This is a genomic window from Stenotrophomonas sp. GL_111, assembly GCF_057835245.1.
Genome location: NZ_CM174421.1, coordinates 1,130,779 through 1,157,152, shown reverse-complemented (window position 1 = coordinate 1,157,152; position 26,374 = coordinate 1,130,779). Strand labels below are relative to the sequence as shown.

The window sequence follows — 26,374 nt, the reverse complement described above, 5'->3', positions numbered from 1 at the left end:
CGGCCGCTGGCCGGCTGCGCCTGCGGGCTGCTGGCTACCGGGCCAGACGTTCGGTCCGCGCGGCCTGGTCGGCCACGGCACGTTGCAGTTCGGCCTGCAGCGCCGGCTGCTTCACCGCCGCGTCCAGCAGGAAGACCTTGACCCCGTGCGCGGGCACCTCGGCCGTCAGGCGGTCCGTCACCTGCTGGCTGCCGCCGTCCAGCGCATCACGCCACGCGCCCGGCTGCAGATAGCGGCGGACCTCGATACGGCGTGCGGTGTCGCCCTTGTTGAGCAGCACCAGCGCGGTCTGGGTGGTGTCGCCCTGCTGCAGCACCCGGAAGAACACGGCTTCATCCCCTTGCAGGCGTTCGTTGACCTGCAGGCCACGCTGCAACGCGGGCGTGGCCGCACGTAGTTGGGCGATGCGCTGCAGCGGCCCGAAGATCGGGCTCTTCGGGGCGGCATCAATACGCGGCTGGCCGAAGTACGCGCGGTTGCCGGCGTGTTCGGCGCGGCTGCGCATGAAGCCGGTCTCCGAGCCGTAGTACAGCACCGGGATGCCGCGCGCGGTGAACAGCCAGTTGTGCGCGTCGATGAAACCGTCATCGGTGGCGTCCAGGCGGGCCATGTCGTGGTTGTCGTAGAAACTCATCAATTCATACGGGTTGGCATACGGGCCGCCGAGCAGGTGCAGCGGCTCGACCAGTGCTTCAAAGCCCTTCTGCTCTTTGCCGAACACCGACGACAGCGCGCCGCGCAGCGGGAAATCCAGCACGCTCACGTTCGCGTTGACCGGCCAGGTGTGCTCGGCGATCTTGCTGGCGTCGTAGTCGAACGCCTCGCCGAACATGAACATGCCCGGATGCGCGGCACGGATGCGGCGCACGAATTCATGCCACCACGGATGCGGCAGCCAGCCGATGGTGTCGATACGCAGCGCATCCACGCCCTGTGCGGTCCACTGCAGGTAGGCGCCGACCAGATAATCCATCACCGCCGGATTGTGTTCGTTGAAATCGGACAGCTCGGCCAGGTTGCCGTCGAAGATCGAGCCGTCCTTGCCATCCACCGGACCGATGGTGTTGTAGAACGCGTGCAGCGGATTGTGCTGCGGGTCCAGCTGCTGCGGCGGCAGGTTCTGGTGGTCGGCGATGAGTGTGCCGTCCTTGTCGAAGAGCTGGCCGAACTGCGGCTGGCGTACCGGCATGGTCCAGGCCGGCGAGCCGTGGTTGCCGACGATATCCAGCACCACCTTGAGCTGGGCAGCGTGCAGACCGCGGGTGAGCCCGGCGAAATCCAGGTCCCTGCTCGGCAGGTGTTCGTCGAGCCTGTAGAAATTGATGCCCCAGTAGCCGTGGTAGCCGGTCTTGCCGCGATCGGTGAGCGTGCTGCTGCAGCTGATCGGCTTGCTGCCGGTGAACGCTTCGTCCGGGTTGTCGACGATGGGGGTGATCCAGACCGCACCGAAACCGAGGTTGCGGATGTAAGCGGCGTTGTCGAGCACGCCCTTGAAATCCCCGCCGAGGTAGCCGATGTTGCCGTCCACCTTGTCCGGGCACTGCACCGGAATGTCGAACGTGCGGTGCTTGCCGCCCTGGTCGCGGTGGTCGTTGGAGACGTCGCCGTTGACGAAACGGTCGGTGACCACGAAGTACACCGCGTCGCTGGCGAACGGCTCGGTGGTGCCGACGTAGGTCGGGCGCGGCGCAGCCGTAGCGTGGCCGGCGAACAGGGCAAGGCAGACAGCAACAGACAGGGCACCACGCATCACACCACCTCCGGACGGGACGGAACCCGCAGTACGCACAGGCCGGCCACCAGCAGGCTGCAGCCGCCCAGGACCAGCACATGGATCGGCTGGTCGCCCAGCCAGGCGCGCAGGGCAAAGCCGAGCGCGCTGGCCGCAACCAGCTGCGGGATCACGATGAAGAAATTGAAGATGCCCATGTACACGCCCATCTTCGCCGCCGGCACGCTGTCCGACAGCAGGGCATAGGGCAGCGACAGGATCGAGGCCCAGGCAAAACCCACCCCGACCATCGACAGCAGCAGCCAGCGCGGATCGTCGATGAACATCATCGAGATCAAGCCGGCGCCGCCCAGCCACAGGTTCAGCAGATGGCTCCAGCGCAGGCCGATCGCGCGCACCATCGGCGGGATCAGCAAGGCGGCAAGCGCCGCGAAACCGTTGTAGGCACCGAACAGCACGCCGACCCAGTTGGCGCCTTCGTTGTAGGCGGCCGACTCGGTATCGGTGGAACCGAAGTGGACACCGGCCACCGCCCGCGTGGTGAAGATCCACATCGCGAACAGGGCGAACCACGAGAAGAACTGCACCCACGCCAGGCGCCGCATGGTCATGGGCATCGCCCGCAGGTCGCCGACGATGGCCGCCAGCATGTGCGGGCCCGGCAGCAGCCGCGCCACCGCCAGCAGCAGGCCATAGCCCACGCACAGCCCGGCCAGCACGTACAGCATCTTGTCGCCGTGCTGCCACGCGATCACCGCGGCCAGCGCCACACCCAGGCCCAGCCAGCGCGTGATCTGGCCCCACCCTGCCGGGCCGGCGACGCGCGTATCGGCGTGGTGCGGCGGCGGCTCGGCATCGTCGAAGCCGGCCAGTTCGGTGGGGGAATACTCGCGGGTGCTGACCACCGTCCAGGTGATCGCCGCCAGCAGCACCGCGGCGCCGAAGTAGAAGGCGTAGCGCACGGTATCGGGCACTTCGCCGGGCACGGCGGTGTTGGCCACGCCGAAGTGGGTCAGGATGTAAGGCAGGAAGCTGGCCACGATGGCGCCCACGCCGATGAAGAAACTCTGCATCGCATAGCCGGTGGGCCGCTGGCGCGGAGCCAGCTGGTCGCCGACGAAGGCACGGAACGGCTCCATCGACACGTTGATCGAGGCATCCAGCACCCACAGCGTGCCCGCGGCGATCCACAGCGTGGGCGAGTTCGGCATGACCAGCAGCGCCAGCGTGGTCAACACCGCGCCGATCATGAAGAACGGACGGCGGCGTCCCCAGCGTGTCCAGGTGCGGTCGGACAGGTAGCCCACCACCGGCTGCACCAGCAGGCCGGTCAGCGGCGCGGCGATCCACAACCCCGGCACCGCATCCTGCGAGGCCCCCAGCGTTTCGAAGATGCGGCTGGCGTTGGCGTTCTGCAGGGCGAATCCGAACTGGATGCCGAGGAAGCCGAAACACATGTTCCAGATCTGCCAGAACGACAGCGTGGGCTTGGGCGAACCGCTCATCGGCCCGGCTCCGCATCGGTGGCAATGGGCGCGATCAGCAGCGCACGCACGTTGGCCCGGTTGAGCACCCCGTCATGCCCGCCCTTGCCGCCGTTGTAGCTGGCAAAGTGCGCCAGCGCGCTCATGTTGAAACCCTCCTCCAGGCGCAGGCGGCAACTGCCCTTGGGCAGGTCGAACACGGCGGCGGTGGATGTCTGCGGCCCCACGCTGTGCGGCATGGCCACGGTGGCGCGTTGTTCGGGCACGCCGGGGCACTGCACCACCAGCTGCTTCACCGCCGCGGTGACGCCGGTGTTGATCGGCCCGTTGGGGTTGTTGTAGTCCAGCCGCACGCGCACGCGGGTGGGCTTGACCGCGCTCCAGCGCCATTGCGTGGCACCGGCCAGGCGCTGCTGCGCACCGACGCAGACGGTGGGGCTGTGCAGCGATTCCAGTGCGCCGTCGCGACGGGTCAGGCTGATGCAGTGCTGGTGGCCATCGTCGTTGAGGGTGAACGCGTTGGTTGCGGTGACTGCCGTGCCGTCCTGCCACAGGACGTGGTTGGCGGGAATGGGGATGGCCCAGGCCTTGCCGCGTTGCGTGGGTTGCGGGGGCGCCGGGGTGGTGGGGGCGAAGGCGGAAGCAAAGGCCGCCGAGCGTGGTTCGGCGCTACCCGTGGGTGCCGCTGTCGCGCGTGGCTGCGCCATCAGCTCGACCGTGACGGTGTTGCCCTTGCGCGTGACTTTCCGGGCGACCAGCAGCTCGCCGTCGAGCTTACGCGGTCGCTTGAGAACGTAGCGATGCTGGCCATCGTCCAGTTCGATGCTGCGACGCTTGCCGAACAGCTGCGGCACCAGCGCCGTGGGCAGTTTCGGTGCAACGCCGCCGTCGGCCTCCACGCCGAACACGCCTTCGAGCACCATCGACAGATATCCGGCAACCGACCACAACTGACGCGGTGAGTTCACCACCGGGCCGCTCAGCGCACCTTCGTCAACATGCACGGCCAGCCGGCGCATCTCGTAGTTTTCCATGTTGGAGCCGGCCAGCGCGGTGCCGCGCATCAGCGACTCGATTTCCAGCTGGATGCGTGGCGCATCGTCGAGCCGGCGCGCGGCCCGCAGCGAATACGCACTCACGAACGGCCACACCGCGCGGTTGTGGTAGATCGGCTGCTGCGCTTCCTGCGGCCACACCACCGGGCTGCCGCCCTCCACGGCCGGATAGGTGGCCAGCGCGCGGCGGGCGCGCGCCTCCGGGAACACACCGGCCAGCACGCCCAGCGAGATTCCCAACAGGTCGTACTTGGCATAGGGCACGGGATGCGCGGTCTCGCCGATGTAGCTCATGTACATGCCGGCATCTTCGCGCCAGAAACGCGCGTCGATCTGTATGGCCAGTGCATCGGCCCAGCCGGCGTAGTCGCTGGCACGGGCATCGCCGCGCGCGCGGGCCAGTTTTTCGGCCAGGCGCAGCGCCTGGTAATGCAGCACGTTGGTGGACAGCGCAAAGGAGTCGCCGATGAAGCGCACGTCCTGCCGGGTCCAGTCCGGATAGGTCTGCTCGCGCCAATCCAGGAACGAGGTCTCGCCGCGATACAGGCCGATATGCGGTTCGAACACCGCCGCGCGGTCCAGCGCCAGCGTGGCCTGCAATGCCTGCCAGACCTGGTCGGCGAACGGTGCGTCATCCAGCAGTCCGCGGGCGGCAAGGAACCACACCACCCGGTCGCTGCTGATCGGCCAGCTGCCGCCCGAGCCGGTGTCCTGGGCCACGAACAGCCCCGGTGTATGCCCGTCGCGAGCGGCGGACAGCTTGAACTGCAGCGACTGGCGGGTGCGTACCGGGTCCAGCCGCGACACCGCCAGATCGGCCGCGAAACTGACGTCGCGGGTCCATACGTAGGGCCAGCGCTCGCCGGTCTGGAAGCAGGCGCACGGCACCGGATTGCCCTGATTGAAGGCCGGGTCGCGGATCGCATCGACGCGGTCGGCGGCCATTTCCTGCTGCGCCAACGCGAACAGCGCATCGAACATCGGGCTGTCGGTGTGGCTGCGCATCGGCTGCGCGGCAATCGCGACCGTGTCTTGTGGGGCCTGCAGGCGGAAGCCGCCCTCAGCGGTGGTCTCGGCGCGCGCGTGGCGGCCGTCGAAGGTCAGGTCCGCCGCCATCGCGGTCGAACCCAGTGCCGCCCCAAGGGCAGCCGTCAGGCAGATCATCTTCAGCATCGAAGCGGCGACCCGGCTTGCGCCCGGTGCCTCCCTCCCTCTTTGCACGCGTTGTGGTGACGCAACGCCCCTACGGCGGCGCTGCGCGCGCGGCCCCCTCCCAGGGTGCCTGTCCCCATGGTAGACGGCAGGCCCCGGAGCGCGCCCACCTGCATACGTATTCATGCCGCTGCGACGAAAGGGCTGGATCTGCGTGGCTATAGTCCAAGCCATGTTCGGGCTGCCTTGGGAGGGGAAATGCCGAAGCATCTGCATGATCCGGGGGGCCGCCTCGCGCGCCGTCACCTGCCCTGGCTGGCCTTGTCGCTGCTGCTCGGCGCTGCCTCCGCCTGGGCCGAACCTGTCACCGTGGCCCGCGTGGCATCGCCGGGCAACGTGCTGCAGGTCGCCCTGCAGCTGGACGGTGGCACCCCCACCTATCGGGTCGAACGCTTCGGCGAAACCGTGGTGGACGCCTCCAGGCTGGGTTTCCAGCTGCGCGATGGCCGCCTCGACCGCGACCTGGCCGTGCTCGGAACTACCACGCGCAGCGTCGATGACACCTGGGAACAGCCCTGGGGCGAACGTCACCGGGTGCGCAACCACTACAACGAAGTGGTGGTGCAGCTCGGCGAGCGCAGCGGTGCCAAGCGCCGCCTGGACGTGGTGTTCCGCGTCTTCGACGACGGCGTGGGCTTCCGCTATCGCTTCCCCGCGCAGCCGAACCTGCGCGAGGTGATCATCGATGATGAGTTGACCGAGTTCGCGATCGCCCCCGAATCCACCGCCTGGTGGATCCCCGCCGGCGAGCCGATCCACTACGAGTACCTGTACCAGCGCACGCCGCTGGATCAGGTGCCGCTGGTGCATACCCCGATCACCCTGCGCAGCCGCGACGGTCTGCACGTGGCCATCCATGAGGCCGCGCTGGTGGACTATGCCGGCATGTGGCTGCGCCGCACCGATGGCCAGCGCCTGCGCGCGCAGCTGTCACCCTCGGCCGAGGGCTGGAAGGTACGCCGTTCGCTGCCCTTCGATACGCCCTGGCGCACCCTGCAGATCAGCGACCGCGCCGGTGGGTTAGTCGAGTCGGACCTGATCCTCAACCTCAACGAACCCAATGCGCTCGGCGATGTCAGCTGGGTGAAGCCCTCCAAGTACATGGGCGTGTGGTGGTCGATGCACCTGGACCAGGAAAGCTGGGCCACCGGGCCGAAACACGCCGCCACCACCGCAAAGACGAAAAAGGTGATCGACTTCGCCGCCGCGCACGGTTTCCGTGGCGTGCTGGTGGAAGGCTGGAACCCGGGCTGGGACGGCAACTGGGTCGGCAACGGTTACGACTTCGACTTCACCCGGCCCACCGCCGATTTCGACATCGAGGCACTGTCCGCCTACGGCGCGAAAAAGGGCGTGCACCTGATCGGCCATCACGAGACCGGCTGTGCGGTGGAGCACTACGAAGACCAGCTCGGTGCGGCACTGGATCTGTATGCACGGCTGGGCGTGGATTCCTTCAAGAGCGGCTATGTGTGCGACGACGGCCAGGTCGACCGGCGCAATCCGGCCGGTGGCCCGCTGTGGCGCGAATGGCATGACGGCCAGTTCATGGCGCGGCATCACCTGAAGGTGGTGCAGGAAGCGGCCAAGCGCCATATCGCGGTGAATCCGCACGAGCCGATCAAGGACACCGGGCTGCGCCGCACCTATCCCAACTGGATCTCGCGCGAAGGCGCACGCGGCATGGAATACAACGCCTGGGGCCAGCCACCGAATCCGCCCGAGCACGAGGTCAACCTGGTGTTCACGCGCATGCTGTCCGGGCCGATGGATTACACCCCTGGCATCCTCAGCCTGAAGGGCCGCGGCGGCCAGGCCATTCCCAGCACGCTAGCCCGCCAGCTGGCGCTGTACGTGGTGATCTACAGCCCGATCCAGATGGCCGCCGATCTGCCTGAGCACTACGAACAACATCGCGAGGCGTTCCGTTTCATCGAAGACGTGGCAGTGGACTGGGAGGACAGCCGCGTGCTCAACGGCGAGGTCGGCGACTACGTGACCCTGGTGCGCCGTGACCGCCACAGCCGCGACTGGTTCCTGGGCAGCATCACCGACGAACACGGCCGCGTGCTGCCAGTGTCGCTGGGCTTCCTGGAACCGGGCGTGCGCTATCGCGCCGAGATCTACCGCGATGGCGATGGCGCGGACTTCCGCAGCAACCCGTTCGCGTTCGTGCGTGAAACCCGCGAAGTGACCAGCGCCGATGCGTTGGTGCTGACCCTGGCACCCGGCGGTGGCCAGGCGATCCGGTTTACCCCGTTGTAACGCGGATGCGCGGCAGGCCCGCCTGTAACCGCTTACACCGCGTGCATCTGCAGTGAATACGTATGCAGGGTGATTCCCGCAGCCGATGCGCTGCCTACCATAGCCACGCAGTCAACGGCCACCGCGCCGTGACGCTCCCGGGTCTCCGGGCAACCAAAAATCGATTGGCAACATTGCCTGGGAGGGGAAAATGTTGAACCGCAAGCGCAGCGCGCTGAGTCTCGCGCTGGCCGTCGCCCTGACGCCGTTGATGGCGTCGGCGCAGACCGCCGAACCCACTACCACCACCCCGCCGGCCGCTACCGCGGCGACCAACCTGGACACCGTGCAGGTCACCGGCATCCGCCGTGGCATCGAGAACGCGATCGCGATCAAGCAGGACGCCACCTCGGTGGTGGAAGCGATCTCAGCCGAAGACATCGGCAAGCTGCCCGATGTGAGCATCGCCGAATCGCTGGGCCGCCTGCCCGGCCTGGCCGCCCAGCGTGTGGCCGGCCGCGCCCAGGTGATCAGCGTGCGCGGTCTCTCGCCGGACTTCGCCACCACCCTGCTCAATGGGCGTGAAGTGGTCAGCACCGGCGACAACCGCAGCGTCGAGTTCGACCAGTACCCCTCGGAACTGGTCAACGGCGTAACCGTCTACAAGACCCCGGACGCGGCGCTGGTTGGCCAGGGCCTGTCGGGCACCATCGACATGCAGACCGTGCGCCCGCTCAGCTTCGCCGAGCGCGTGATCGCCATCAGCGGCCGCTACCAGAAGAGCTCGCTGGGCAAGGCCGCCAACGTCGACCCGTACGGCAACCGCTTCAGCGCCAGCTACATCGACCAGTTCCGCGACAACACCCTGGGCATCGCGATCGGCTACGCGCACAGCGACATGCCCATCCAGGAAAACCAGGTGGGCCTGTACGAGCCGTGGACCACCGAGAACACCGACAACGGCAATCGCCCCGGCCTGGCCCCGGGCACGGCGTTCTCCGATGGCATCAAGGCCCTGCGCCGCACCGGCAACAACAAGCGCGACGGCGTGATGGCCACCGTGCAGTTCCGCCCGTCCAACGTGTGGACCAGCACGCTCGATGCCTTCCACACCGAAGCCGAGCAGATCGACACCGCCAACCAGTTCGAGGTCAACCTCAGCAACTACAACGGCAACTACACGCCGGGCCTGTTGATCACCAACCCGCAGGTGAATGCCGATGGCACTTTCACCGGCGGCAACGCCAGCGGCGTGTACCCGCTGGTGCGCGGCATGTACAACAAGCGCAAGGACAAGATCGATGCGTTCGGCTGGAACAACGAATTCAACTTCGAGCGGGTCAAGGTCGTCGCCGACCTGAACTACTCCAAAGCTGTCCGCGATGAGCTGAACCTGGAAAACAACCTGCAGCTGACCCCGATGCCGCAGCTCGATACGGTCGGCGTGGTGGTCAATCCCAATGGGTTCTCGCAGATCCGGCCTGGCTTGAATTACGCCAATCCCGATGCGCTGTTCCTGACCAACACCATCTACGGCTCCGGCTACGGCAAGGTGCCGCAGGTCGAAGACCGGCTGAAGGGGGCACGCCTGCAGGCCACCTTCGCCCTGCCTGAAACGCTCGCCTGGTTCTCCGACGTGGATGTCGGGGTGAACTACGCGGACCGCCGCAAGACCAAGACCCAGGCCGAAGGCAACATCCTGCTCGGCGCACAGGGCGATGCCAACATCGCCAGCGACCTGCAGTACCGTCCGGTCAACCTGGGCTTCGCCGGGCTCGGCTACATCCCCGCCTGGAATGTTCCGGCCGCGGTGGACCGCTACATGGTGTTCAACCCGGTCACCAACCTGGACTACCTGATTCCCAAGGCGTGGACGGTGCAGGAAAAGACCAGCACCGCCTGGGTACGCGCGAACATCAACACCGACATCGGCGAGGTGGGCGTGCGCGGCAACATCGGCGTGCAGATGGTGCGCACCGACCAGAGCTCGCAGTCCAACTACTTCGACCGCTCGCGTCCGGCCGGCCAGGAAGTGCTGCCGATCGATTCCGGCAAGACCTACACCGACTGGCTGCCCAGCTTGAACCTGGTCTTCATGTTCCCGCACCAGCAGACCCTGCGCTTCGCCGCGGCCAAGCAGGTCGCACGACCGCGCGTGGACCAGATGCGCGCCGGCCTGGAGTTCGGCGTGGATACCGCCACCGGCAAGCCCGGCGGCAGCGGCGGCAACCCGCTGCTGAATCCGTGGCGGGCCAACGCGCTGGATCTGTCGTATGAGAAGTACTTCGGCGAGAAGGCCTACGTGGCCGCGGCGATCTTCTACAAGGACCTCAAGTCGTACGTGTACACGCAGTCGCGCGATGACTACGATTTCAGCGACCTGCTGGCCAGCTACGTGATTCCGCCGGGCATGACCGCGCCCCTGCTGACCACCGGCACCTTCTCCGCACCGGAGAACGGCAAGGGCGGCACGCTGAAGGGCCTGGAACTGACCGCCTCGTTCCCGCTGGACATGCTCACCGAGAGCCTGCGTGGGTTCGGTGTGCAGGCCAGCGCCACCTTCAACGACAGCGACATCGAGATCCTGGACCCGGAAAGTGCCTCCAGCGTAGGCAGCGATCCGATCAGCCTACCGGGCCTGTCCAAGCGCGTGTACAACGTCACCGCGTATTACGAGCGCAGTGGTTTTGAAGCACGCGTGAGCCAGCGCCGCCGTTCGGACTTCATCGGTGAAATCGGCAACTTCAACGGCAACCGCACCCTGCGCTACGTGGTCGGCGAAAACGTCACCGATGCCCAGATCAGCTATACCTTCGCCGACAGCAGCAGCCTGCACGGGCTGACCCTGCTGCTGCAGGGAAGCAACCTGACCAACGAGCCGTACCGCACGTATGCCGGTACCAAGGACCGCCCGCTGGAATACATCGAGTGGGGCCGCACCTACATGCTGGGCGTGAACTACAAGTTCTGACCCAGTCGCACACGCAGGAACGAAAAACCGCTGCCCAGGCAGCGGTTTTTTTGTGCCCCGGGTAGAGCCACGCCATGCGTGGCTGCTTTTCCCCGTGTAAGGCCCCGCGGTACAGATGACTGGGGCGCGGGCCCCGATGCCCATGCGGGCGAATGTCCCCCGGCGCCGGCCTCACACCTAGAACGAATCCGCTGCTGTTGGTCTGGAAGTGAGACGCCCCTCCAAGGGGAGAAGAACCAAAAAAAGGGCGGGGCCATCGGCCCCACCCTCTCAATACCACCGGAAATCGACTCAGCCCAGGCGTGCGCAGTACATCGACTGCGGCGGCAACACCAGCGCATCACCCTCCACCTGCCCCGCGTCCGGGCCGGGCACGTGCAACGCCTTCCATTCGCCCACCGGCAACGCCACACGCACCGCATCGGCGGACAGATTGAACGCCAGCAGCAGCGTCTCCCCGGCATGCCGGCGTTCGAACATCAACACCGGCTCGGCCGTCTCCAGGAAGGCGATATCGCCCACCAGCAGCGTCGGCATGCTCCGCCGCCAGGCCAGGAACTGGCGGAATGCGTTCAGCACCGAATGCGGATCGTGCGACTGCGACGCCACCGACAGCGCGCGGTGCTCGGCCGGAATCGGCAGCCACGGCTCGCCCGTGGTGAACCCCGCCAGCGGCGCATCGAGCCACGGCATCGGCGTGCGGCACCCGTCGCGGCCCTTGAAGTTCGGCCAGAAGGTGATGCCATACGGGTCCTGCAGCGCCTCGAACGGCACATCGGCCTCGCCCAGCCCCAGCTCCTCGCCCTGGTACAGGCAGATCGAACCGCGCAGCGAACACAGCAACGCCACCAGCAGCCGCGCCAGCCGCGGCTGCGCCGGGTGCCCGCCCCAGCGGGTCACTGCGCGCTCCACGTCGTGGTTGGAGATCGCCCAGCACGGCCAGCCTTCGGTCATGGTTGCTTCCAGCCGCGACACCGTGTCGCGGATGTAGCCGGCGCTGAAATCCTTCACCAGCAGCTCGAAGCTGTAGCCCATGTGCAGGCGGCCCGGCGCCGTGTACTCGGCCGTGGTGGCCAGCGAATCCTCGGCCGAGATCTCGCCCAGGCTCACCGTACCCGGGTACTCGTCCAACAGCACGCGCAGGCGCTCGATGAAGGCGATGTTCTCCGGTTGCGTGTTGTTGTAGTAGTGGTACTGGTAGGCGTACGGATTGTCCGCGCTGAAGCCACGGCCCAGGCGTTTCTCCAGCGGCTTGGCCGGGTTGTCGCGCAGCTGGGCATCGTGGAAACAGAAGTTGATCGAGTCCAGACGGAAGCCGTCCACGCCGCGGTCCAGCCAGAACCGTACATAGTCCAGGGTCGCCTGCTGCACGGCCGGATTGTGGAAATCCAGGTCCGGCTGGTCGGCCAGGAAGTTGTGCAGGAAGTACTGCTCGCGGCGCGGCTCCCACTGCCAGGCCACCCCGCCGAAGATCGACATCCAGTTGTTGGGCGGCGTGCCGTCCTCGCGCGGGTCAGCCCACACGTACCAGTCAGCCTTGGGATTGGTGCGGTCCTGGCGGCTCTCGCGGAACCAGGCATGCTCGATCGAGGTATGGCTGAACACCTGGTCGATCATCACCTTCAGGCCCAGCGCATGCGCCTTGGCCAGCAGCTGGTCGAAATCGGCCAGCGTGCCGAACAGCGGATCGACATCGCGGTGGTCGGCGATGTCGTAGCCGAAATCGGCCATTGGCGAGGTGAAGAACGGTGAGATCCAGATCGCGTCCACGCCCAGCGCGGCCACATGGTCCAGCCGTTCGATGATGCCGGGCAGGTCGCCTACCCCATCGCCGTTGGCATCCAGGAAACTGCGCGGGTAGATCTGGTAGATGACGGCACCGCGCCACCATGGAGTCTGCGACATTGAGGGCCCCCTCCGGGCTTCCAGGGCGCCCCTGAAGGGCACCACGACGAACCCGACAAGCTTAGCCTTGCGCCTTCGGCGGCGGCGCGCCTTGCATACGTATTCACGCTGGGGCGGTGCAGCCGACGCCGCTGGAACGGTCCGGAACGGCCACAGGTCCGTCTTCGCGGGCGCAAAACCACCGCACCGCCTATAATTCCGGGCAAGCCTGAAAGTCAGACCGCATGACCATCACCGAAGACACCCGCCCCGCGCTGGGCCTGCCCCAGATCCAGACGCTCGCCGCACCCGACATGGCTGCCGTGGATGCGCTGATTCGCCGCCGACTGTCCTCGGATGTCGTGCTGATCAACCAGATCGCCGACCACATCATTTCCGCCGGCGGCAAGCGCCTGCGGCCGATGCTGGTCATGCTGGCCGGCCACGCGGTCGGCCAGGCCGGCCCGGAACACCACCAGCTGGCGGCGATCATCGAGTTCATCCACACCTCCACCCTGCTGCACGACGACGTGGTGGACGAATCCAGCCTGCGGCGTGGCCGCAGCACCGCCAACGCCTTGTGGGGCAACGCCCCGAGCGTGCTGGTTGGTGATTTCCTGTACTCGCGCAGCTTCCAGCTGATGGTCGAGCTGGACCGCATGCCGGTCATGCGCATCCTGGCCGATACCACCAACCGCATCGCCGAGGGCGAAGTACTGCAGCTGTTGCACGTGCATAACCCGGACACTGACGAGGCCGCCTACCTGCGCGTGATCGAGCGCAAGACCGCGGTGCTGTTCGCCGCCGGTACCCGCCTGGGCGCGCTCGCCAGCGGCGTGGACGAAGCCACTCAGCAGGCGCTGTACGACTACGGCATGGCGCTGGGCTACGCCTTCCAGATCGCCGATGACGTGCTGGACTACTCGGCCAACGCCGACGAACTGGGCAAGAACCTGGGCGATGACCTCGCCGAAGGCAAGGCCACCCTGCCGCTGATCCATGCGATGGCGCATACCGATGCCGCCACCCGCGCGCGCCTGCGCGAGATCGTGCAGAACGGCGATGCCGAGGCGATGCCCGAAGTGCTGGCCGCCATCCACGCCACCGGCGGGCTGGAGTACAGCCGCGCCCGCGCCGTGGAATACGCCGACGCCGCCGAGCGTGCGCTCGACGGCCTGGCCGACAACGATGCCGTCGCCGCCCTGCGCGGCCTGGCCCGCTACGCGGTCCAACGCTCGCATTGAGCCGGCGGCTGTGTGCCGACCATGGGTCGGCACACATCATGGGTGGGTGCCGACCGTGGGTCGGCACACCTTCTCAACGCTTCTCGAAGCGCTCCTCGAAGAATTCATCCAGCGCCTTCCACGCGCGCTTGGCGGCCCGTTCGTTGTACAGGCAGCCCGGCGGACTGTTGGCATCACGCTCGGCAAAGCAGTGCACCGCACCGCTGTAGTTGGTGAACTCCCAGTCCACCTTGGCCGCGTTCATTTCCTGCTCGAAGCTGGCGATATCCGCTTTGCTGACGCCCTTGTCGTCGGCGCCATTGAGCACCAGTACCGACGGATGCGTGCCACCGGCCTGGGCCGGCAGCGGTGAGCCCAGGCCTCCGTGCAGGCTGACCACGCCTGCCAGCGGCGCGCCGGCACGGGCCATCTCCAGCACCGTGGTACCGCCGAAGCAGAACCCGACCGCGCCGATCCGCGATGCATCCAACGGCGCATTGCCGGCCTGGGCCTTGAGTACTTCGATCGCCTTCAGCGCGCGCGCCCGCAGCACCGGCCGGTCGTTGCGCAGTTGGGTCGCCACCGGACCGGCCTCGGCGTCGGTCTTGGGCCGCACGCCCTTGCCGTACACGTCGGCCACCAGCACCACGTAGTCATCGCCGGCCAGTTGCCTGGCCTTCTCGATGGCCGAGGCGTTGACGCCCTTCCAGTTCGGCACCATCACCAGCCCCGGGCGCTTGTCGTTGTCGCTGTCGTCGTAGACCAGCACCCCGCTGAACGTGGTGCCGTCGAGCGTCCATTCCACCGGTTTTGCCTGCATGGCGGCCAGCGCGGGAAAACCCGCCAGCCCCATCAACCCTGCCACGCTCCACGTCCACAGTCGGTTCATCGCACCTGCTCCACCGCGAAAGGACCGTCAGTGTATGCCCCGCCCTGTGCAGGCCCGTGGACACGCGCCGGGGTTCACGCCGCGGCGAGGCTCTGTCACCCTTGCCAGCCCCTTCTGCCTGGACGCTCTGCATGTCCCTCGTCGAACGCTTCCTTTCCGGCCTGGTCCCGCGTCTTCCCGACGACGATGCGCAGATGTGGCGCTGGACCGAAGGCGCCAGCAGCGCCGACCTGCAGCGGCTGCGCGAACGCTGGCCACAGGCCCCGGTCAGTCTGCTGGCACTGCTCGGTCGGGTCGATGGCACGCACTTCCGCACCTACCCCCAAGGTGAGGTCTGCGTGCTGATGCTCGGCTCGGACGTGGGCGACTACCCTTATTACCTGCGTTCGATCGAACAGATCTTCGAGGACAGCGCGCAGTGGGATGACAGCATCCGCTCGATCTACGAGGAATGGCTGGAAGAGGAGCCGGAGATCCTCGGCGCCGGCATCGATGCCGACCTGCCGATGCGCAGCCGGCTGTGCTTCTCGCACTGCATGAACAATGGCGGCACCTCGATGCTGTACCTGGACTTCGATCCCGCGCCCGGTGGCACGGTCGGCCAGGTGGTGCGCTACCTGCACGACCCGGACAGCTACCGGGTGATCGCGCCGAGCTTCGATGCGTACCTGCAGCAGTTGATCGACCGCGATTACGGCTTCATTGACCAGTAGATCCACGCCATGCGTGGATGCGATACCCCGGGTTTGCCGGCCAGCGGCCGGCACTACCCTCAGGCGATCCCGATGCCCGGAATCGCGCTGATCGTATCCGGGTCGAACCCGGCCAGTTCGGCGAAATGGCGCCCACGCGCCACGTAATCGCGATACACGCCATAGCTGGGTGCGCCCGGCGACAGCAGCACCACCCCACCCTGCGTGCCCAGTGCCGTGCGTGCCAGCTGCATCGCCTCGCCCAGGTCGGCGGCGGCGTGCAGGCCGAACCGACCGGCGTCGGCCAGCGGTTGCAGCAACGCGTGGATGCGCGGCCCGTTGCTGCCCATCGTCACGATCTCCAGCGGCGGCACGTCGTGCGCCATGTGCTGCATGAAATCGGTCCAGTCCAGGCCGCGGTCGTGGCCGCCCACCAGCAGCGCGATGCGCTGGCCGGCGAAGCACTCCAACGCCGCCAGGCTGGCATGCGGTGTGGTGCTGATCGAATCATTGACGTAGGTCAGGCCATCGGCCGCACCAATCCGCTGCAGGCGGTTCGGCAGCGGGCGGAAGTCCTGTACCGCCGGCGCCAGCGCCACCGCGTCCAGGCCCAGCGCCTCCAGCGCGGCCAGCACCGCGCACAGGTTGCCGCGATTGTGGCGACCCGGCAGCGGCGTGTTGCGGGTATCAAACACCGGCTGCGCGCCGCGATGCACGATGTCGTCGCGCATGTGCCAGCCCTGCGGCTGGTTGAACCACACCACGTCACTGTTCGGCAGCGTCAGCGCGGCCAGGTGCGGGTCGGCCGCGTTGAGCACGGCAATGCGCGGCTCGCCCTCGGTGACCAGCCGCAGCTTGTCCTGGATGTAGCGCGCTTCGCTGCCGTGCCAGTCCAGGTGCTCCGGGAACAGGTTCAGCACCACGGCCACCTGCGGGTGCGCGCCACTGCGCGCCACTTCGCCGGTCTGGTAGCTGGACAGCTCCACCGCCCAGTACTGCGGTGCGGGTTGCGGGTCCAGCACTTCCAGCAGCGGCAACCCGATGTTGCCCACCAGCGCGGTGCGCGCACCGGACGCGCGCAGCAGATGCGCCAGCAGCGCGGTGGTGGTGCTCTTGCCCTTGGTGCCGGTCACGCACACGGTATCGCGCACGGTCCCGTCGGCATCGGCGTGCTCGGCGAACCACAGCGCGCTGCCGCCGATGAACTGGGTGCCCTGCGCGGCCGCCTGCGTGGCCGCCTCGCCATAGGGGCTGATCCCCGGCGACTTGATCACCACCTCGAAGCCGGCCAGCGCGGGCCCGCTCACATCGCTACGGACCTGCACTGCACCGTGGGTCTGCGCACGCGCAGCGGCCACTTCGGCCTCCGGGCAGAACAGGGTCAGCGCCAGCGAGGGCAGCCGTTGCTGCAGTACCTCGAACGCCGCCCGCCCTTCACGCCCCCAGCCCCACAGCGCAACGCGCTTGCCTTCAAGCTGCGAAATTCGCACGCAGGCGCTCCCAGATCGCGGCCGGAATACGGTGCTCGCCTTCGAGCACCAGCAACGGCTCGATCTGCAGTGCACCGGCGTCCAGCTGCGGCTGGATGTCGTGGATGAAGCGCTTCACCAGCGCGTCTTCGTTCCACTCCGGGCGCAGTGCCAGGGTTGCCATCGCCGCCCGCGACTCACGGCCTTCGCCGACGCATTCGAACGGTTTGTGGTCCTGGAACTCCAGCAGCGCATCGAAGCCACCGGCCTGCTCCAGATCGTCGAGCAGGTTGCGCCCGAAGATGCTCACCAGTCGGGTCTTGGGCATGAACGGGGCCAGCGCCAGGAACACGAAGTGGCACTTCGGGCACACCCCGCACCAGCGGTTCACCGGGCGCTCGCCGAGGATGTGGAAGTTGCGGTTGCAGCTGGAGAAATGCGCGTCGTAGTAGTCGCTCTTGGCGAACTGTCGCGCCACCGCCAGCTCCGAGAGCGGGCGCAGCAGCGAGTAGTAGTGCAGGTCGGCGGCGACGTGCTGCTGCAGGTGCTCACCGAAGGCCTGCTCGAACGCCCAGCCCTTGGACCACTGGTGGTTGACCTCGCCGGTGCCGGGAATCTGGCTGCCGTAGCTGGCCGACCGCTCGTTGGAAAACACCACCTGGTCCACGCCCTGCAGCAGCGCGGCCAGCACCATGATCGCCGAGTTCACCGCGGTCACCGGGATATGCCCGTTCCAGGCACCCTGGCGGTTGAGGTCGAACAGCGCCGGGGCCAGCGCGCGGCCGATGTTGAGCATCGGCAAGCCGGTGCGCTCGGCGCAGGCGCGGATCAGCTGCGAACCGCCGATCCAAGTGACCGTTTCGGCAATTCCCAACCCGCGCAGCGCTTCGATGCTGACCAGCGAATCCTTGCCGCCGCCGATGGCCACCAGCGCGTGTTCGCGCAGGCCCACCGCCGGTGCCGCGAAGGCCACGGCATCCACCGGCAGGCGGAAACGCCCGCGCAGGTTCAGGCCATTACGGTAGGCGAACTCGCCCAGCCCGTTGAGGTACACGGTTTCCACCAGCGCCGCGGTGGCCGCATCGATGGCGTAGCTGTCGATACGCACCTGTTCGGGCACACCGGCCTTGTAGTAGCTCACGCCGGCGATCAGGTGCAGCAGTCGCAGCGCACGCTGCACGGCCTCGGCGCGCGCAGCGTCAAGCACGAACGGCGCGCCCGGGATGGTCACCGTCTCGATCAGTTCCGGGCCGTCGTCGAAGGCGTAAACCAGCTGCGCCACGCCGGTATCCGCCGCGAAATCGCAGCGGACGAAGCGGAAGACGGCAACCTGGTGTTTATCAAAAGCAGTCATGGTGTATCCGGTTCAGCGCGCAGCCGTGCGGGTGCACGGCGCGCTTGCAGAGGTGGGCGGCAGGCAGCGCTCAAGGCACGTCATCGATGACGTCCTCGCGCGGCAGCTCGCGCTGGTTGTAAGTGTTGGCCATGACATAGCCGTAGGCACCGGCATCGGCGATCAGCATCACATCGTCCGGCGCGGTCGACACTGGCAGGCGGCGGCGCTTGCCGAAGATGTCGCTGGATTCGCAGATCGGCCCGACCACGTCGAACACCGCCTCGGCATAGCCGCCCAGCCGGCTCAGGTTCTCGATGTCATGCCAGGCGTCGTACAGCGCCGGGCGCATCAGCGTGTTCATGCCCGCATCCAGGCCGACCCGGCGCACGCCGTCCTTCTCCACCACCTGGGTGGTCCGGGTCAGCAGCACGCCGGACTCGGCCACCAGGTAGCGGCCGGGTTCGATCGCCAGGCGGAACGCCGGGTGTACCGCCTTGACGTCGGCCAGGCCCAGCGCCCACGCCTCCAGGTCGAAGGGTTCGTCGTCGGCGCTGTAGGGAATCGGCAGGCCACCGCCGATGTCGATGGTTTCAATGCTGCCGATGCGGCGGGCGAACCCGGCCAGCTCATCGCACATCAGGCGCCAATGCTGCGCGGTTTCCACGCCGCTGCCCAGGTGCGCATGCAGGCCGACCACGCGCGTGCCCAGTTCGGCGGCGATGCGCACGAATTCTTCCACCCGCGCGATCGGCAGGCCGAACTTGGATTCCTTGCCGCCGGTGCGGACCTTGGCATGGTGGCCTTCGCCACGGCCCAGGTCCACGCGCAGCCACAACTCGCGGTTGGCGAACAGCTCCGGCCAGCGCTGCAGCGCCTCCACGTTGTCGACGGTGACGGTCACGCCCAGCGCGAACGCGGCTTCGTACTCGGTGCGCGGACAGAAGCTGGGGGTGAACAGCACGCGCTTGGGCGACAGCGTCGGCAGCGTGTTGAACACGTGCTTGAGCTCGCCATGCGAGACGCATTCCAGACCGAAACCTTCCTGCTCCAGCACCTCCAGGATGGCCGGGTGCGAGTTGGCCTTGATCGCGTAGTAACGCTGGTCGATGGCCTTGATCGCGGTCAGCGCACGGGCGCGGGCGCGCACCGTGGGCAGGTTGTACACGTAGCGCGGGGTACCGGCCTGGGCCAGGTTCAGCAGGTGCTCGCGCTGGCCGCGCCACCACGCCGTTTCACGTGGCCGGATCGACCCGGCGATCTCGCGCCAGCGCGGGCCGAACACCTCGCCCTCTTCGACCGGCATCGCCCCGCTGTCGATCAGCTCGGCGTGCAGGATCGGCAGCAGGCCGTCGGCGTCGGCTTCATCGATGACGAAGGTCAGGTTCAGATCGTTCGACGACTGCGAAATCATGTGCACGCGTTCGCGCCCGAACGTGGCCCACACGTCCGACAGCTTGTGCAGCATCGAGCGCATCCCGCGCCCGACCAGGGTGATCGCCGCGCACGGCACGATCACCTTGACCTTGCAGATCTGCGACAGGTCGGCCGACAGCGCCGCCAGCACGTCGGTGCTGACCAGGTTCTCGGACGGGTCCAGCGACACGGTCACGTTGGTTTCGGCCGAACCGATCAGGTCCACCGACAAGCCGTGCTTCTTGAACAGCCCGAACACGTCGGCCAGGAAGCCAACCTGCTGCCACATGCCGATGCCTTCCATGGACACCAGCACGATGCCGTTGCGGCGGCTGATCGCCTTCACCCCCGGCACCGACGCGGCGTTGCCGTCGATGCTGGTGCCCGGCAGTTCCGGGCGCTCGGTGTCCAGGATCGCCATCGGCACGCCGGCATCGCGGCACGGCTTGATCGATCGCGGGTGCAGCACCTTGGCGCCGGTGGTGGCGATTTCCTGCGCCTCGTAATAGTCCAACCGGGTCAGCAGGCGTGCGTCGGGCACGTCCTTGGGATTGGCACTGAACATGCCCGGCACATCGGTCCAGATCTCCACGCGGCTGGCACCGAGCAGCGCGCCGAAGTACGCCGCCGAGGTGTCCGAGCCGCCGCGACCGAGAATGGCGGTTCCGCCATCGGCATGCCGCGAGATGAAGCCCTGGGTGATCAGCATGCGGGTCGGCTGCGCATGGAAACGTGCCGCCCACGCCGCATCGGCGCGCCACTGGCAGTTCACCGACAGGCGCTGCGACCAGTCGCTCTGGTTGGGCTGCGGCGGCAGCGCGTCGAGCCACTCGCGCGCGTCCATCCAGCCGAAGTCCAGGCCGCTGGCGCGCAGGTACGCCGCGCCCACGGTGGAGGACAGCAGCTCGCCCTGGCCCAGCACATCGGCCTGCCAGTCCAGCGGGCGGCTGGCCGCGCGCGGGTCGTCGAGCAAGCCGCTCAAGCCGGCCAGGCGCACATCAAGTGCGGCCGCATCCAGCTCCAGTTCGACCAGGAACTCGCGGTGGCGCGCGACCAGCGCGTCCACGCGGGCGCGGCTGTCGGCGGCGCCGTCGGCGATCGCGGTCAGCTCATTGGTCACGCCGGACAACGCCGACACCACCACCAGCACGCGCGAGCCGGTTTCTTCCGCACGTTTTTTCGCCAGCTTCCCGATCGTGTCCCAGCGGTGACGACGCGACACGGAGGTGCCGCCGAACTTCAGTACGATCCAACGATCGACAAGGGGGGAAGCTGACATGGTGGTAAAGGGGGTTTCGTAGTGAGGGGAGTTCGCCCGGCACACCGGGCCGAACCCCCGATTCTATGCCAAGCCCGGCCCGTACAGGGCCAGTCTCCGTCAGGTTTCCGGCCTCATTTATCTCGCACCACCGCGGCACCGGCCGGTCGACCGCGCCGACAGCGCCGCGCGGGTTGCTAAGCTGCCCGCCCGATTTCGCTGGACGTACCTGCCATGAGCCCTCGCCGTTTCCTGCAGCTGGATGTGTTCTCCCCCTTCCCCGGGGCCGGCAATCCGCTGGCCGTGGTGCTCGACGCCGAAGGCCTGGACGATGCGCAGATGCAGGCCATCGCCCGCTGGACCCGGCTGCCGGAGACCACCTTCGTGTCCGCCCCGCAGGTCGTCGGTGCCAGCTACCGGATCCGCATGTTCAGCCCGCAGAAGGAAGTGCCGTTTGCCGGCCATCCCAGCGTGGGCACCGCCCACGCGGTGCTGGACGCCGGCCTGGCGGTGCCGGTCGAGGGCGTGCTGGTCCAGGACGGCATCGCCGGCGCGCTGCCGCTGCGCGTGGACGGTGATGGCGCGGCCCGCCGCATCGCCATCCGCACCCCGCGTGCGCAGGTGGCCGAAGTCACCGGCCATGACGACCCGCGCCTGCAGCCGGCGCTGGCCGGCTGGGCGCTGGGTGCATTGCCGCCGGCACGCATGGACGGCGGGCGCAGCTGGTGGGTGGTGGAACTGGCGAACGAGGCCGCACTACGTGCGCTGGCCCCGGACTGGGACGCCATCGCCACGCTGGCCGAGGCCACCGGCAGCATGGGCGTGTTTGCTTACGCACGCAGCGTCGGCCAGCCCTGGGACCTGGCCGTGCGCGCGTTCGTCGGCAACGGCCGGCGCTTTGAGGACGCCGCCTCCGGCGCCGCCAACGCGGTGCTGGCGGCCTGGCTGGACAGCCGCGATGCGCTGCCCGACGGCCGCCGCGACTACGTGGTCAGCCAGGGCCGTGAGGTCGGCCACGATGCGCGGCTGAGCCTGCACCTGGATGCCGACGGCGATGTCTGGTCCGGCGGCCAGGTGCAGACCGTCATCCGCGGCACGCTGGACTGGTGACCCCCGCGGCGGCGCCTCAGTGCGCCGCCTCAGCGTGCCCTCTCAGCGCGCCTGCTCATAGACCAGCTGCCCATCCACCCAGGTCGACCGCACCTGCAGGTCGGCCAACTGTGCGGCGGGCACCGCCAGCGGATCGCGATCGAACACCACGAAGTCGGCGCGCATGCCGGGCTGCAGGCGGCCCACCTGCGCTTCGTCGTGCCCGGCCCACGCCGCATCGGCGGTGAACCCGCGCAGCGCTTCGGCGGCGGTCAAACGCTGTTCCGGCTGCCAGCCTCCGGGCGGTTGTCCGGCGCGGTCCTGCCGCGTCACCGCGGCATACAGCCCCAGCCGCGGGTCGACCTGCTCCACCGGGAAATCCGAGCCCAGCGCGAGATGCGCACCGGCCGCCAGCATCCGCCGCCATGCATACGCGCCAAGGATGCGCTCGGGGCCCACGCGGTCCTGCGCCCAGCCCATGTCCGAGGTGGCATGGGTGGGCTGCATCGAGGCGATCACGCCCAGCTGCGCGAACCGCGGAATATCCGCCAACGCCACCACCTGGGCGTGTTCGATGCGCCAGCGATGGTCGCCGGTACTGCGCGTCCCCAGCACCCGCGCATAGGTGTCCAGTGCGATACGGTTGCCACGATCGCCAATCGCATGCGTGGCCACCTGCAGCCCACAACCGTCGGCCCGGCGCACCGCACGTTCGAAGTCTGCCGGGGAGGTCACCAGCAACCCCCGATTGTGCGGATCGTCGCTGTAGTCGGCCAGCAGCGCGGCGCCGCGACTGCCCAGCGCGCCATCCATGAACAGCTTCACGCCACGCATCTCCAGCCGCCCGCCGGGATGCTGGTAAGCGCCGTGCGCACACAGATCGGCCAGCGCATCATCGTCGCCATCGGCATAGGCATCGATGCGCAACGGCAGGCGCCCGGCATCGGCGAAGCGCTGCATCAGCGCCAGATCCTCACGCGATACGCCCATGTCATGCACGCCGGTCAGGCCCTGGCTGACCGCCTTGTCCAGCGCGCGTTCCAGCATCGTCTCCCGTGCCGCGGCGGTGGCGGCCGGAATCACCGTGCGCACCAGTTCCATCGCGCCATCGATGAACACACCGCTGGGCTGCCCGCGCGCGTCGCGCACGATGCGCCCGCCCTCCGGCTGCCACTGCCCGGCAAGGGCGCGTTGCCCGGGGCGGTGCGCCAGCTCGCGCAGCGCGGCGCTGTTGGCCCAGCCGGCATGGCCATCGATGCGCCCCAGCCATACCGGGCGATCCGGGAAGGCGGCATCCAGATCGGCCGCCGTCGGGAAGGCTGTCTGCGGCCAGTGGTTCTGGTCCCAGCCATTGCCCAGCAGCCACCCGTCCGGATTGTCGGCCGCGAAGCGCTGCAGGCGTGCCACGACTTCGGCCTTGCTGGCCGCGCCGGTCAGGTCGGCCTGCATCAAGGTGCCGCCGAGGAACATCAGGTGCGCATGCGCATCGATCAACCCCGGCACCACCGTGACATCCCCCAGCGCGGTCACCGGTGCCAGCGGATACAGGGTCAGCAGCGCCTCGCGCTCGCCCACCGCCAGCACCCGGCCGCTGTCGCTGTCCCAGGCCAAGGCGGTGGCAGGTGCCGCGTCGGGTGTACCGGTATGGATGCGCGCCGCGCTCAGCAGGCGGACATCGGCCTGCGCCTGGGCGGCACAGCAGCACAACAGGACAGCCAGAAGGCGATGGCGCACGCGACACTCCCCGCAACAGAACAGGGGCGACTATGCCGCCCCTGCAGGAATCACTCAATGCGCGCTGCGGCAGGACCGCTTCACGCGCCGGCCAGCGTGGCCTCCAGGCTGATCGGCACGGCGCTCAACGCCTTGGATACCGGGCAGTTCTGCTTGGCATCCTCGGCAATGGCACGGAACCGGGTGGCGTCGATGTTCGGCACCACCGCCTTGACGGACAGCGTGATCTGGGAGAGCTGCGGGCCGCCCTCCATCGACAGGTCCACCTTGGCTTCGGTATCCAGCGTGGTGGGCACGAAACCGGCCTCGGTGAGCTTGGCCGACAGCGCCATGGTGAAGCAGCCGGCGTGCGCGGCGGCGATCAGCTCCTCCGGGTTGGTGCCCTTCTCATCGCCGAAGCGGCTGCTGAAGGCATAGCGGGTCTTGTCCATCAGGCCGCTCTGCGGCGTGCTCAATTGTCCCTTGCCTGTCTTGAGGTCACCTTCCCAGTGCGCGGTGGCGTGACGCGAAATGCCCATTGGTTCGTCTCCTGCGGATGAATGGCAGCTCCAGCGTAGACAGCCCGGCGTTAGCGCCGTGTCGGGCTGGCGGCAACGGCAGGTGCCGCCCCAGGCTCACGCGCCGGCGACCCGGGTCTGGTCCTGCAAAAAAAACAGCTGTTTTCAAGGGCCTCCGCGTATTTCCGGCATCCGCGGCCCGCGCAGCATGGGCGCCTGGGCACGCGCCACGCCCCCTGTTTTTCGGGCATGAACTGATGCACTGCGGTAACCAGGGAACGAAAAAACCCGAACTTTTATGCGATTGCCTATTGGCGGCGCTGCATAGTTGGCCTACATTTCGCTTGCCGACGGGGTTCGGCGCGACCAAACAACCAACCGTTCACGGAACAGGAAACCATGGCAAAGACCGCTAAGAAGGCTGCCCCGAAGAAGGCAGTAAAGAAAGTCGCTACGAAGGCAGCCGCAAAGCCGGCCGCTGCTCCCAAGCCGATCAAGGAAGTGCTGAGCAAGTCTGGTCTGGTTGCACACATCGTTGAAGCGTCCGGCGTTGTCGCCAAGGACGTGCGCGCCGTGCTCGCCTCGCTGGAAGGCGCCGTCGCCGCTTCGGTGCACAAGAAGGGCGCGGGCAGCTTCACCCTGCCGGGCCTGCTGAAGATCTCCACCGTCAGCGTTCCGGCCAAGCCGAAGCGCAAGGGCATCAACCCGTTCACCAAGGAAGAGCAGTGGTTCGCCGCCAAGCCGGCCTCCACCAAGCTGAAGGTGCGTCCGCTCAAGAAGCTCAAGGACGCCGCGCTGTAATCAGCGCAGCGCCTGCAGCACCCGGACGGGACGGCCATGGCCGTCCCGTTCTTTTTTGGTTCTTCTCCCCTTCTGCGGGGAGCTTTCACGGCGCATTTCCCCCGTGTAAGGCCCCGCGGTGCAGAGGGCTGGGACGCGGGCCCTGATGCCCTTGCAGGCGAATGTCGCCCGGCGCCTGCCAACCACCAAGGCGGCCCCAACGCTCGCCTCACACCCAGAACGAATCCGCTGCCGTTGATCTGCGGGCGTGGTGGGGCTAGCGGAACACGAAACACAGCGTTGCCCAATCGCCGATTCCGCCCTTCCGCACGCGCAAACCACGCTGTCGCAGCGCTTTCAGGCCCTCCGTGCAAGGCCGGAACGCAGAAGCTGGAACACTGCGTGCGGCTGCCCCTGTCGTCCGGCCGCAAGCGCCGACCTAAGGTGGAGTCCTCCCCACAGCCCCCGCCGCCATGACCAGCCCTGCCCAGCGCTACCGCATTACCGTTACCCCGATCGAAAAGGACGGGTTGCAGTGCAGCGGACGCTGCACGATCGAACTGGAACACCGCGCCCAGCAGGACTGGATGCGGCTGCTGGAAGTCGCGCGTCGCCACACCGGGCTGAGTGGCGATGAACGTGCCGCGGCGATCGTGGCAACGCAGCTGCTGCACGACCTGGCCCACCGCCATGCACAGGACGCCGCGCACCCGCTGACCGCGCTGCAGCCGCAGCTGGACAACGTGCTGCAGGCCCTCGACGCGATCCAGCGCACGCCCTGATCGACGCCAACGGCGTCGCGTTACACTCGCCCCCTCACCGGGGAGGGTGTCTGCATGCGTCGTGCTCTTTTTCTGTTGCCGCTGTTGTTCGGTGGTTGTTCCTGCCAGCCCCAGGCGGGGCACGAGGCCGCGTCGAACACTGCATCCTCGGCCGCGTCCGGCACTGCGGCGGCCGAGGACGAAAGCCAACCCGACGCGCTGGCCAACATCCCCATCGCGGCCCTGAGCGCGGTATCGCAGCAGGCGCCCGACGAGCCCACCACTATCCGGAACTACGTCAACGCCCTGATGCGCGGCGACCGCGCGGCCGCCGATGCGTACTGGAGCGGCGGCGGCACCGGCACGCGCCCGGATGATCAGGCCCTGCGCAGCCTGCCCGTGCTGCGCCAGCTGCGGGTGGATACGGACAGCCCGATCGCGCGCGATCACGCCCAGCCGTCGCGCCTGCGCGAAGTGCCGGTGCGGATCCGCATGGTCACCCGCGACGGCAGCACCCTGCACTACCACGGCTGGTACCGGCTGCAACCCCGCCCGGACGGCAGTGCCTGGGAAATCCACGGCGCCTCGCTGCAACCCACGCTGGACTGAACGCACGCCGATCAGCAGGCGCCGATTCAGCCGAACGCGCTA

General features: G+C 67.9%; 18 protein-coding genes. 8 read left to right on the top strand and 10 right to left on the bottom strand.

The genetic code is table 11. The features are described from left to right. Nucleotides 1-34: 34 nt before the first annotated feature. The 3 genes from AC3IPM_RS05265 to AC3IPM_RS05255 are packed head-to-tail and all read right to left on the bottom strand — an operon-like array spanning nucleotide 35 to nucleotide 5,444. Nucleotides 35-1,750: an alpha-amylase family glycosyl hydrolase gene (locus tag AC3IPM_RS05265; RefSeq protein WP_489302889.1), complete on the bottom strand. Its 1,716-nt coding sequence runs from the start codon at nucleotides 1,748-1,750 to the stop codon at nucleotides 35-37. Further along, entirely contained in the window at nucleotides 1,750-3,237 is a 1,488-nt protein-coding gene (locus AC3IPM_RS05260) for an MFS transporter (RefSeq protein ID WP_489302888.1), read from the bottom strand. The genes AC3IPM_RS05265 and AC3IPM_RS05260 overlap by 1 nt, the downstream gene beginning before the upstream one ends. Beyond that, nucleotides 3,234-5,444, bottom strand: coding sequence for a glucosidase family protein (locus tag AC3IPM_RS05255; protein ID WP_489302887.1), 2,211 nt, complete (start codon nucleotides 5,442-5,444; stop codon nucleotides 3,234-3,236). Before AC3IPM_RS05255 ends, AC3IPM_RS05260 begins: the two co-directional genes overlap by 4 nt. A 237-nt stretch (nucleotides 5,445-5,681) precedes the next feature. Here AC3IPM_RS05255 and AC3IPM_RS05250 point away from each other — a divergent pair, with 237 nt between their 5' ends. Next, the gene (locus AC3IPM_RS05250; protein ID WP_489302886.1) at nucleotides 5,682-7,748 is read left to right on the top strand and encodes a glycoside hydrolase family 97 protein; all 2,067 of its coding nucleotides are present in this window, start codon (nucleotides 5,682-5,684) and stop codon (nucleotides 7,746-7,748) included. Nucleotides 7,749-7,938: 190 nt separating this feature from the next. Beyond that, nucleotides 7,939-10,698 (top strand): TonB-dependent receptor, encoded by a 2,760-nt coding sequence (locus tag AC3IPM_RS05245; protein ID WP_489302885.1) that lies wholly within the window; start codon nucleotides 7,939-7,941, stop codon nucleotides 10,696-10,698. A gap of 291 nt (nucleotides 10,699-10,989) precedes the next feature. Here the strand turns inward: AC3IPM_RS05245 and AC3IPM_RS05240 are convergent, their stop codons facing one another. Further along, nucleotides 10,990-12,603, bottom strand: a complete 1,614-nt coding sequence (locus tag AC3IPM_RS05240) for an alpha-glucosidase (protein ID WP_489302884.1) — start codon at nucleotides 12,601-12,603, stop codon at nucleotides 10,990-10,992. 224 nt (nucleotides 12,604-12,827) lie between these two features. Here AC3IPM_RS05240 and AC3IPM_RS05235 point away from each other — a divergent pair, with 224 nt between their 5' ends. Continuing rightward, nucleotides 12,828-13,826: a polyprenyl synthetase family protein gene (locus AC3IPM_RS05235; protein WP_489302883.1), complete on the top strand. Its 999-nt coding sequence runs from the start codon at nucleotides 12,828-12,830 to the stop codon at nucleotides 13,824-13,826. A gap of 73 nt (nucleotides 13,827-13,899) precedes the next feature. Here the strand turns inward: AC3IPM_RS05235 and AC3IPM_RS05230 are convergent, their stop codons facing one another. Beyond that, on the bottom strand, nucleotides 13,900-14,694 hold the full coding sequence (locus AC3IPM_RS05230; protein WP_489302882.1) for a dienelactone hydrolase family protein: 795 nt from the start codon (nucleotides 14,692-14,694) through the stop codon (nucleotides 13,900-13,902). 131 nt (nucleotides 14,695-14,825) lie between these two features. Between AC3IPM_RS05230 and AC3IPM_RS05225 the strand changes: the two genes are divergently transcribed. Next, nucleotides 14,826-15,407 (top strand): SMI1/KNR4 family protein, encoded by a 582-nt coding sequence (locus AC3IPM_RS05225; protein ID WP_489302881.1) that lies wholly within the window; start codon nucleotides 14,826-14,828, stop codon nucleotides 15,405-15,407. Between the two features lie 59 nt (nucleotides 15,408-15,466). Here the strand turns inward: AC3IPM_RS05225 and murD are convergent, their stop codons facing one another. The 3 genes from murD to AC3IPM_RS05210 all read right to left on the bottom strand — a co-directional run bounded on the left by murD (nucleotide 15,467) and on the right by AC3IPM_RS05210 (nucleotide 20,883). Next, entirely contained in the window at nucleotides 15,467-16,876 is a 1,410-nt protein-coding gene (gene murD / locus AC3IPM_RS05220) for a UDP-N-acetylmuramoyl-L-alanine--D-glutamate ligase (RefSeq protein ID WP_489302880.1), read from the bottom strand. Further along, complete coding sequence (gene murL / locus AC3IPM_RS05215; RefSeq protein ID WP_489302879.1) at nucleotides 16,857-18,209, bottom strand: UDP-N-acetyl-alpha-D-muramoyl-L-alanyl-L-glutamate epimerase; 1,353 nt, start codon at nucleotides 18,207-18,209, stop codon at nucleotides 16,857-16,859. Before murL ends, murD begins: the two co-directional genes overlap by 20 nt. A gap of 70 nt (nucleotides 18,210-18,279) precedes the next feature. Next, nucleotides 18,280-20,883, bottom strand: a complete 2,604-nt coding sequence (locus AC3IPM_RS05210) for a bifunctional aspartate kinase/diaminopimelate decarboxylase (protein ID WP_489302878.1) — start codon at nucleotides 20,881-20,883, stop codon at nucleotides 18,280-18,282. Between the two features lie 213 nt (nucleotides 20,884-21,096). On the opposite strand from AC3IPM_RS05210, the gene AC3IPM_RS05205 reads away from it, so the two are divergent. Beyond that, entirely contained in the window at nucleotides 21,097-21,972 is an 876-nt protein-coding gene (locus AC3IPM_RS05205) for a PhzF family phenazine biosynthesis protein (RefSeq protein ID WP_489302877.1), read from the top strand. 42 nt (nucleotides 21,973-22,014) lie between these two features. Here the strand turns inward: AC3IPM_RS05205 and AC3IPM_RS05200 are convergent, their stop codons facing one another. Beyond that, a complete protein-coding gene (locus AC3IPM_RS05200) occupies nucleotides 22,015-23,685 on the bottom strand; it encodes an amidohydrolase (RefSeq protein WP_489302876.1) in 1,671 nt (556 codons plus the stop codon). 80 nt (nucleotides 23,686-23,765) lie between these two features. Next, nucleotides 23,766-24,203 carry an OsmC family protein gene (locus AC3IPM_RS05195; RefSeq protein ID WP_489302875.1) on the bottom strand — a complete coding sequence of 146 codons (438 nt, stop codon included), beginning with the start codon at nucleotides 24,201-24,203 and terminating at the stop codon, nucleotides 23,766-23,768. Nucleotides 24,204-24,581: 378 nt separating this feature from the next. Here AC3IPM_RS05195 and AC3IPM_RS05190 point away from each other — a divergent pair, with 378 nt between their 5' ends. The 3 genes from AC3IPM_RS05190 to AC3IPM_RS05180 all read left to right on the top strand — a co-directional run bounded on the left by AC3IPM_RS05190 (nucleotide 24,582) and on the right by AC3IPM_RS05180 (nucleotide 26,332). Continuing rightward, nucleotides 24,582-24,983, top strand: a complete 402-nt coding sequence (locus AC3IPM_RS05190; RefSeq protein WP_489302874.1) for an HU family DNA-binding protein — start codon at nucleotides 24,582-24,584, stop codon at nucleotides 24,981-24,983. Nucleotides 24,984-25,435: 452 nt separating this feature from the next. Next, nucleotides 25,436-25,744, top strand: coding sequence for a DUF3861 family protein (locus AC3IPM_RS05185; RefSeq protein ID WP_489302872.1), 309 nt, complete (start codon nucleotides 25,436-25,438; stop codon nucleotides 25,742-25,744). A 54-nt stretch (nucleotides 25,745-25,798) separates the two neighbouring features. Continuing rightward, nucleotides 25,799-26,332 carry a hypothetical protein gene (locus tag AC3IPM_RS05180; protein ID WP_489302871.1) on the top strand — a complete coding sequence of 178 codons (534 nt, stop codon included), beginning with the start codon at nucleotides 25,799-25,801 and terminating at the stop codon, nucleotides 26,330-26,332. The last annotated feature ends 42 nt before the right edge of the window (nucleotides 26,333-26,374 follow it).

Excerpts from the sequence above, each read along its gene's own strand:
- AC3IPM_RS05265 (WP_489302889.1), bottom strand. The coding sequence starts at position 1,750 with ATGCGTGGTGCCCTGTCTGTTGCTGTCTGCCTTGCCCTGTTCGCCGGC.
- AC3IPM_RS05260 (WP_489302888.1), bottom strand. The coding sequence starts at position 3,237 with ATGAGCGGTTCGCCCAAGCCCACGCTGTCGTTCTGGCAGATCTGGAAC.
- AC3IPM_RS05255 (WP_489302887.1), bottom strand. The coding sequence starts at position 5,444 with ATGCTGAAGATGATCTGCCTGACGGCTGCCCTTGGGGCGGCACTGGGT.
- AC3IPM_RS05250 (WP_489302886.1), top strand. The coding sequence starts at position 5,682 with ATGCCGAAGCATCTGCATGATCCGGGGGGCCGCCTCGCGCGCCGTCAC.
- AC3IPM_RS05245 (WP_489302885.1), top strand. The coding sequence starts at position 7,939 with ATGTTGAACCGCAAGCGCAGCGCGCTGAGTCTCGCGCTGGCCGTCGCC.
- AC3IPM_RS05240 (WP_489302884.1), bottom strand. The coding sequence starts at position 12,603 with ATGTCGCAGACTCCATGGTGGCGCGGTGCCGTCATCTACCAGATCTAC.
- AC3IPM_RS05235 (WP_489302883.1), top strand. The coding sequence starts at position 12,828 with ATGACCATCACCGAAGACACCCGCCCCGCGCTGGGCCTGCCCCAGATC.
- AC3IPM_RS05230 (WP_489302882.1), bottom strand. The coding sequence starts at position 14,694 with ATGAACCGACTGTGGACGTGGAGCGTGGCAGGGTTGATGGGGCTGGCG.
- AC3IPM_RS05225 (WP_489302881.1), top strand. The coding sequence starts at position 14,826 with ATGTCCCTCGTCGAACGCTTCCTTTCCGGCCTGGTCCCGCGTCTTCCC.
- murL (WP_489302879.1), bottom strand. The coding sequence starts at position 18,209 with ATGACTGCTTTTGATAAACACCAGGTTGCCGTCTTCCGCTTCGTCCGC.
- AC3IPM_RS05210 (WP_489302878.1), bottom strand. The coding sequence starts at position 20,883 with ATGTCAGCTTCCCCCCTTGTCGATCGTTGGATCGTACTGAAGTTCGGC.
- AC3IPM_RS05205 (WP_489302877.1), top strand. The coding sequence starts at position 21,097 with ATGAGCCCTCGCCGTTTCCTGCAGCTGGATGTGTTCTCCCCCTTCCCC.
- AC3IPM_RS05195 (WP_489302875.1), bottom strand. The coding sequence starts at position 24,203 with ATGGGCATTTCGCGTCACGCCACCGCGCACTGGGAAGGTGACCTCAAG.
- AC3IPM_RS05190 (WP_489302874.1), top strand. The coding sequence starts at position 24,582 with ATGGCAAAGACCGCTAAGAAGGCTGCCCCGAAGAAGGCAGTAAAGAAA.
- AC3IPM_RS05185 (WP_489302872.1), top strand. The coding sequence starts at position 25,436 with ATGACCAGCCCTGCCCAGCGCTACCGCATTACCGTTACCCCGATCGAA.
- AC3IPM_RS05180 (WP_489302871.1), top strand. The coding sequence starts at position 25,799 with ATGCGTCGTGCTCTTTTTCTGTTGCCGCTGTTGTTCGGTGGTTGTTCC.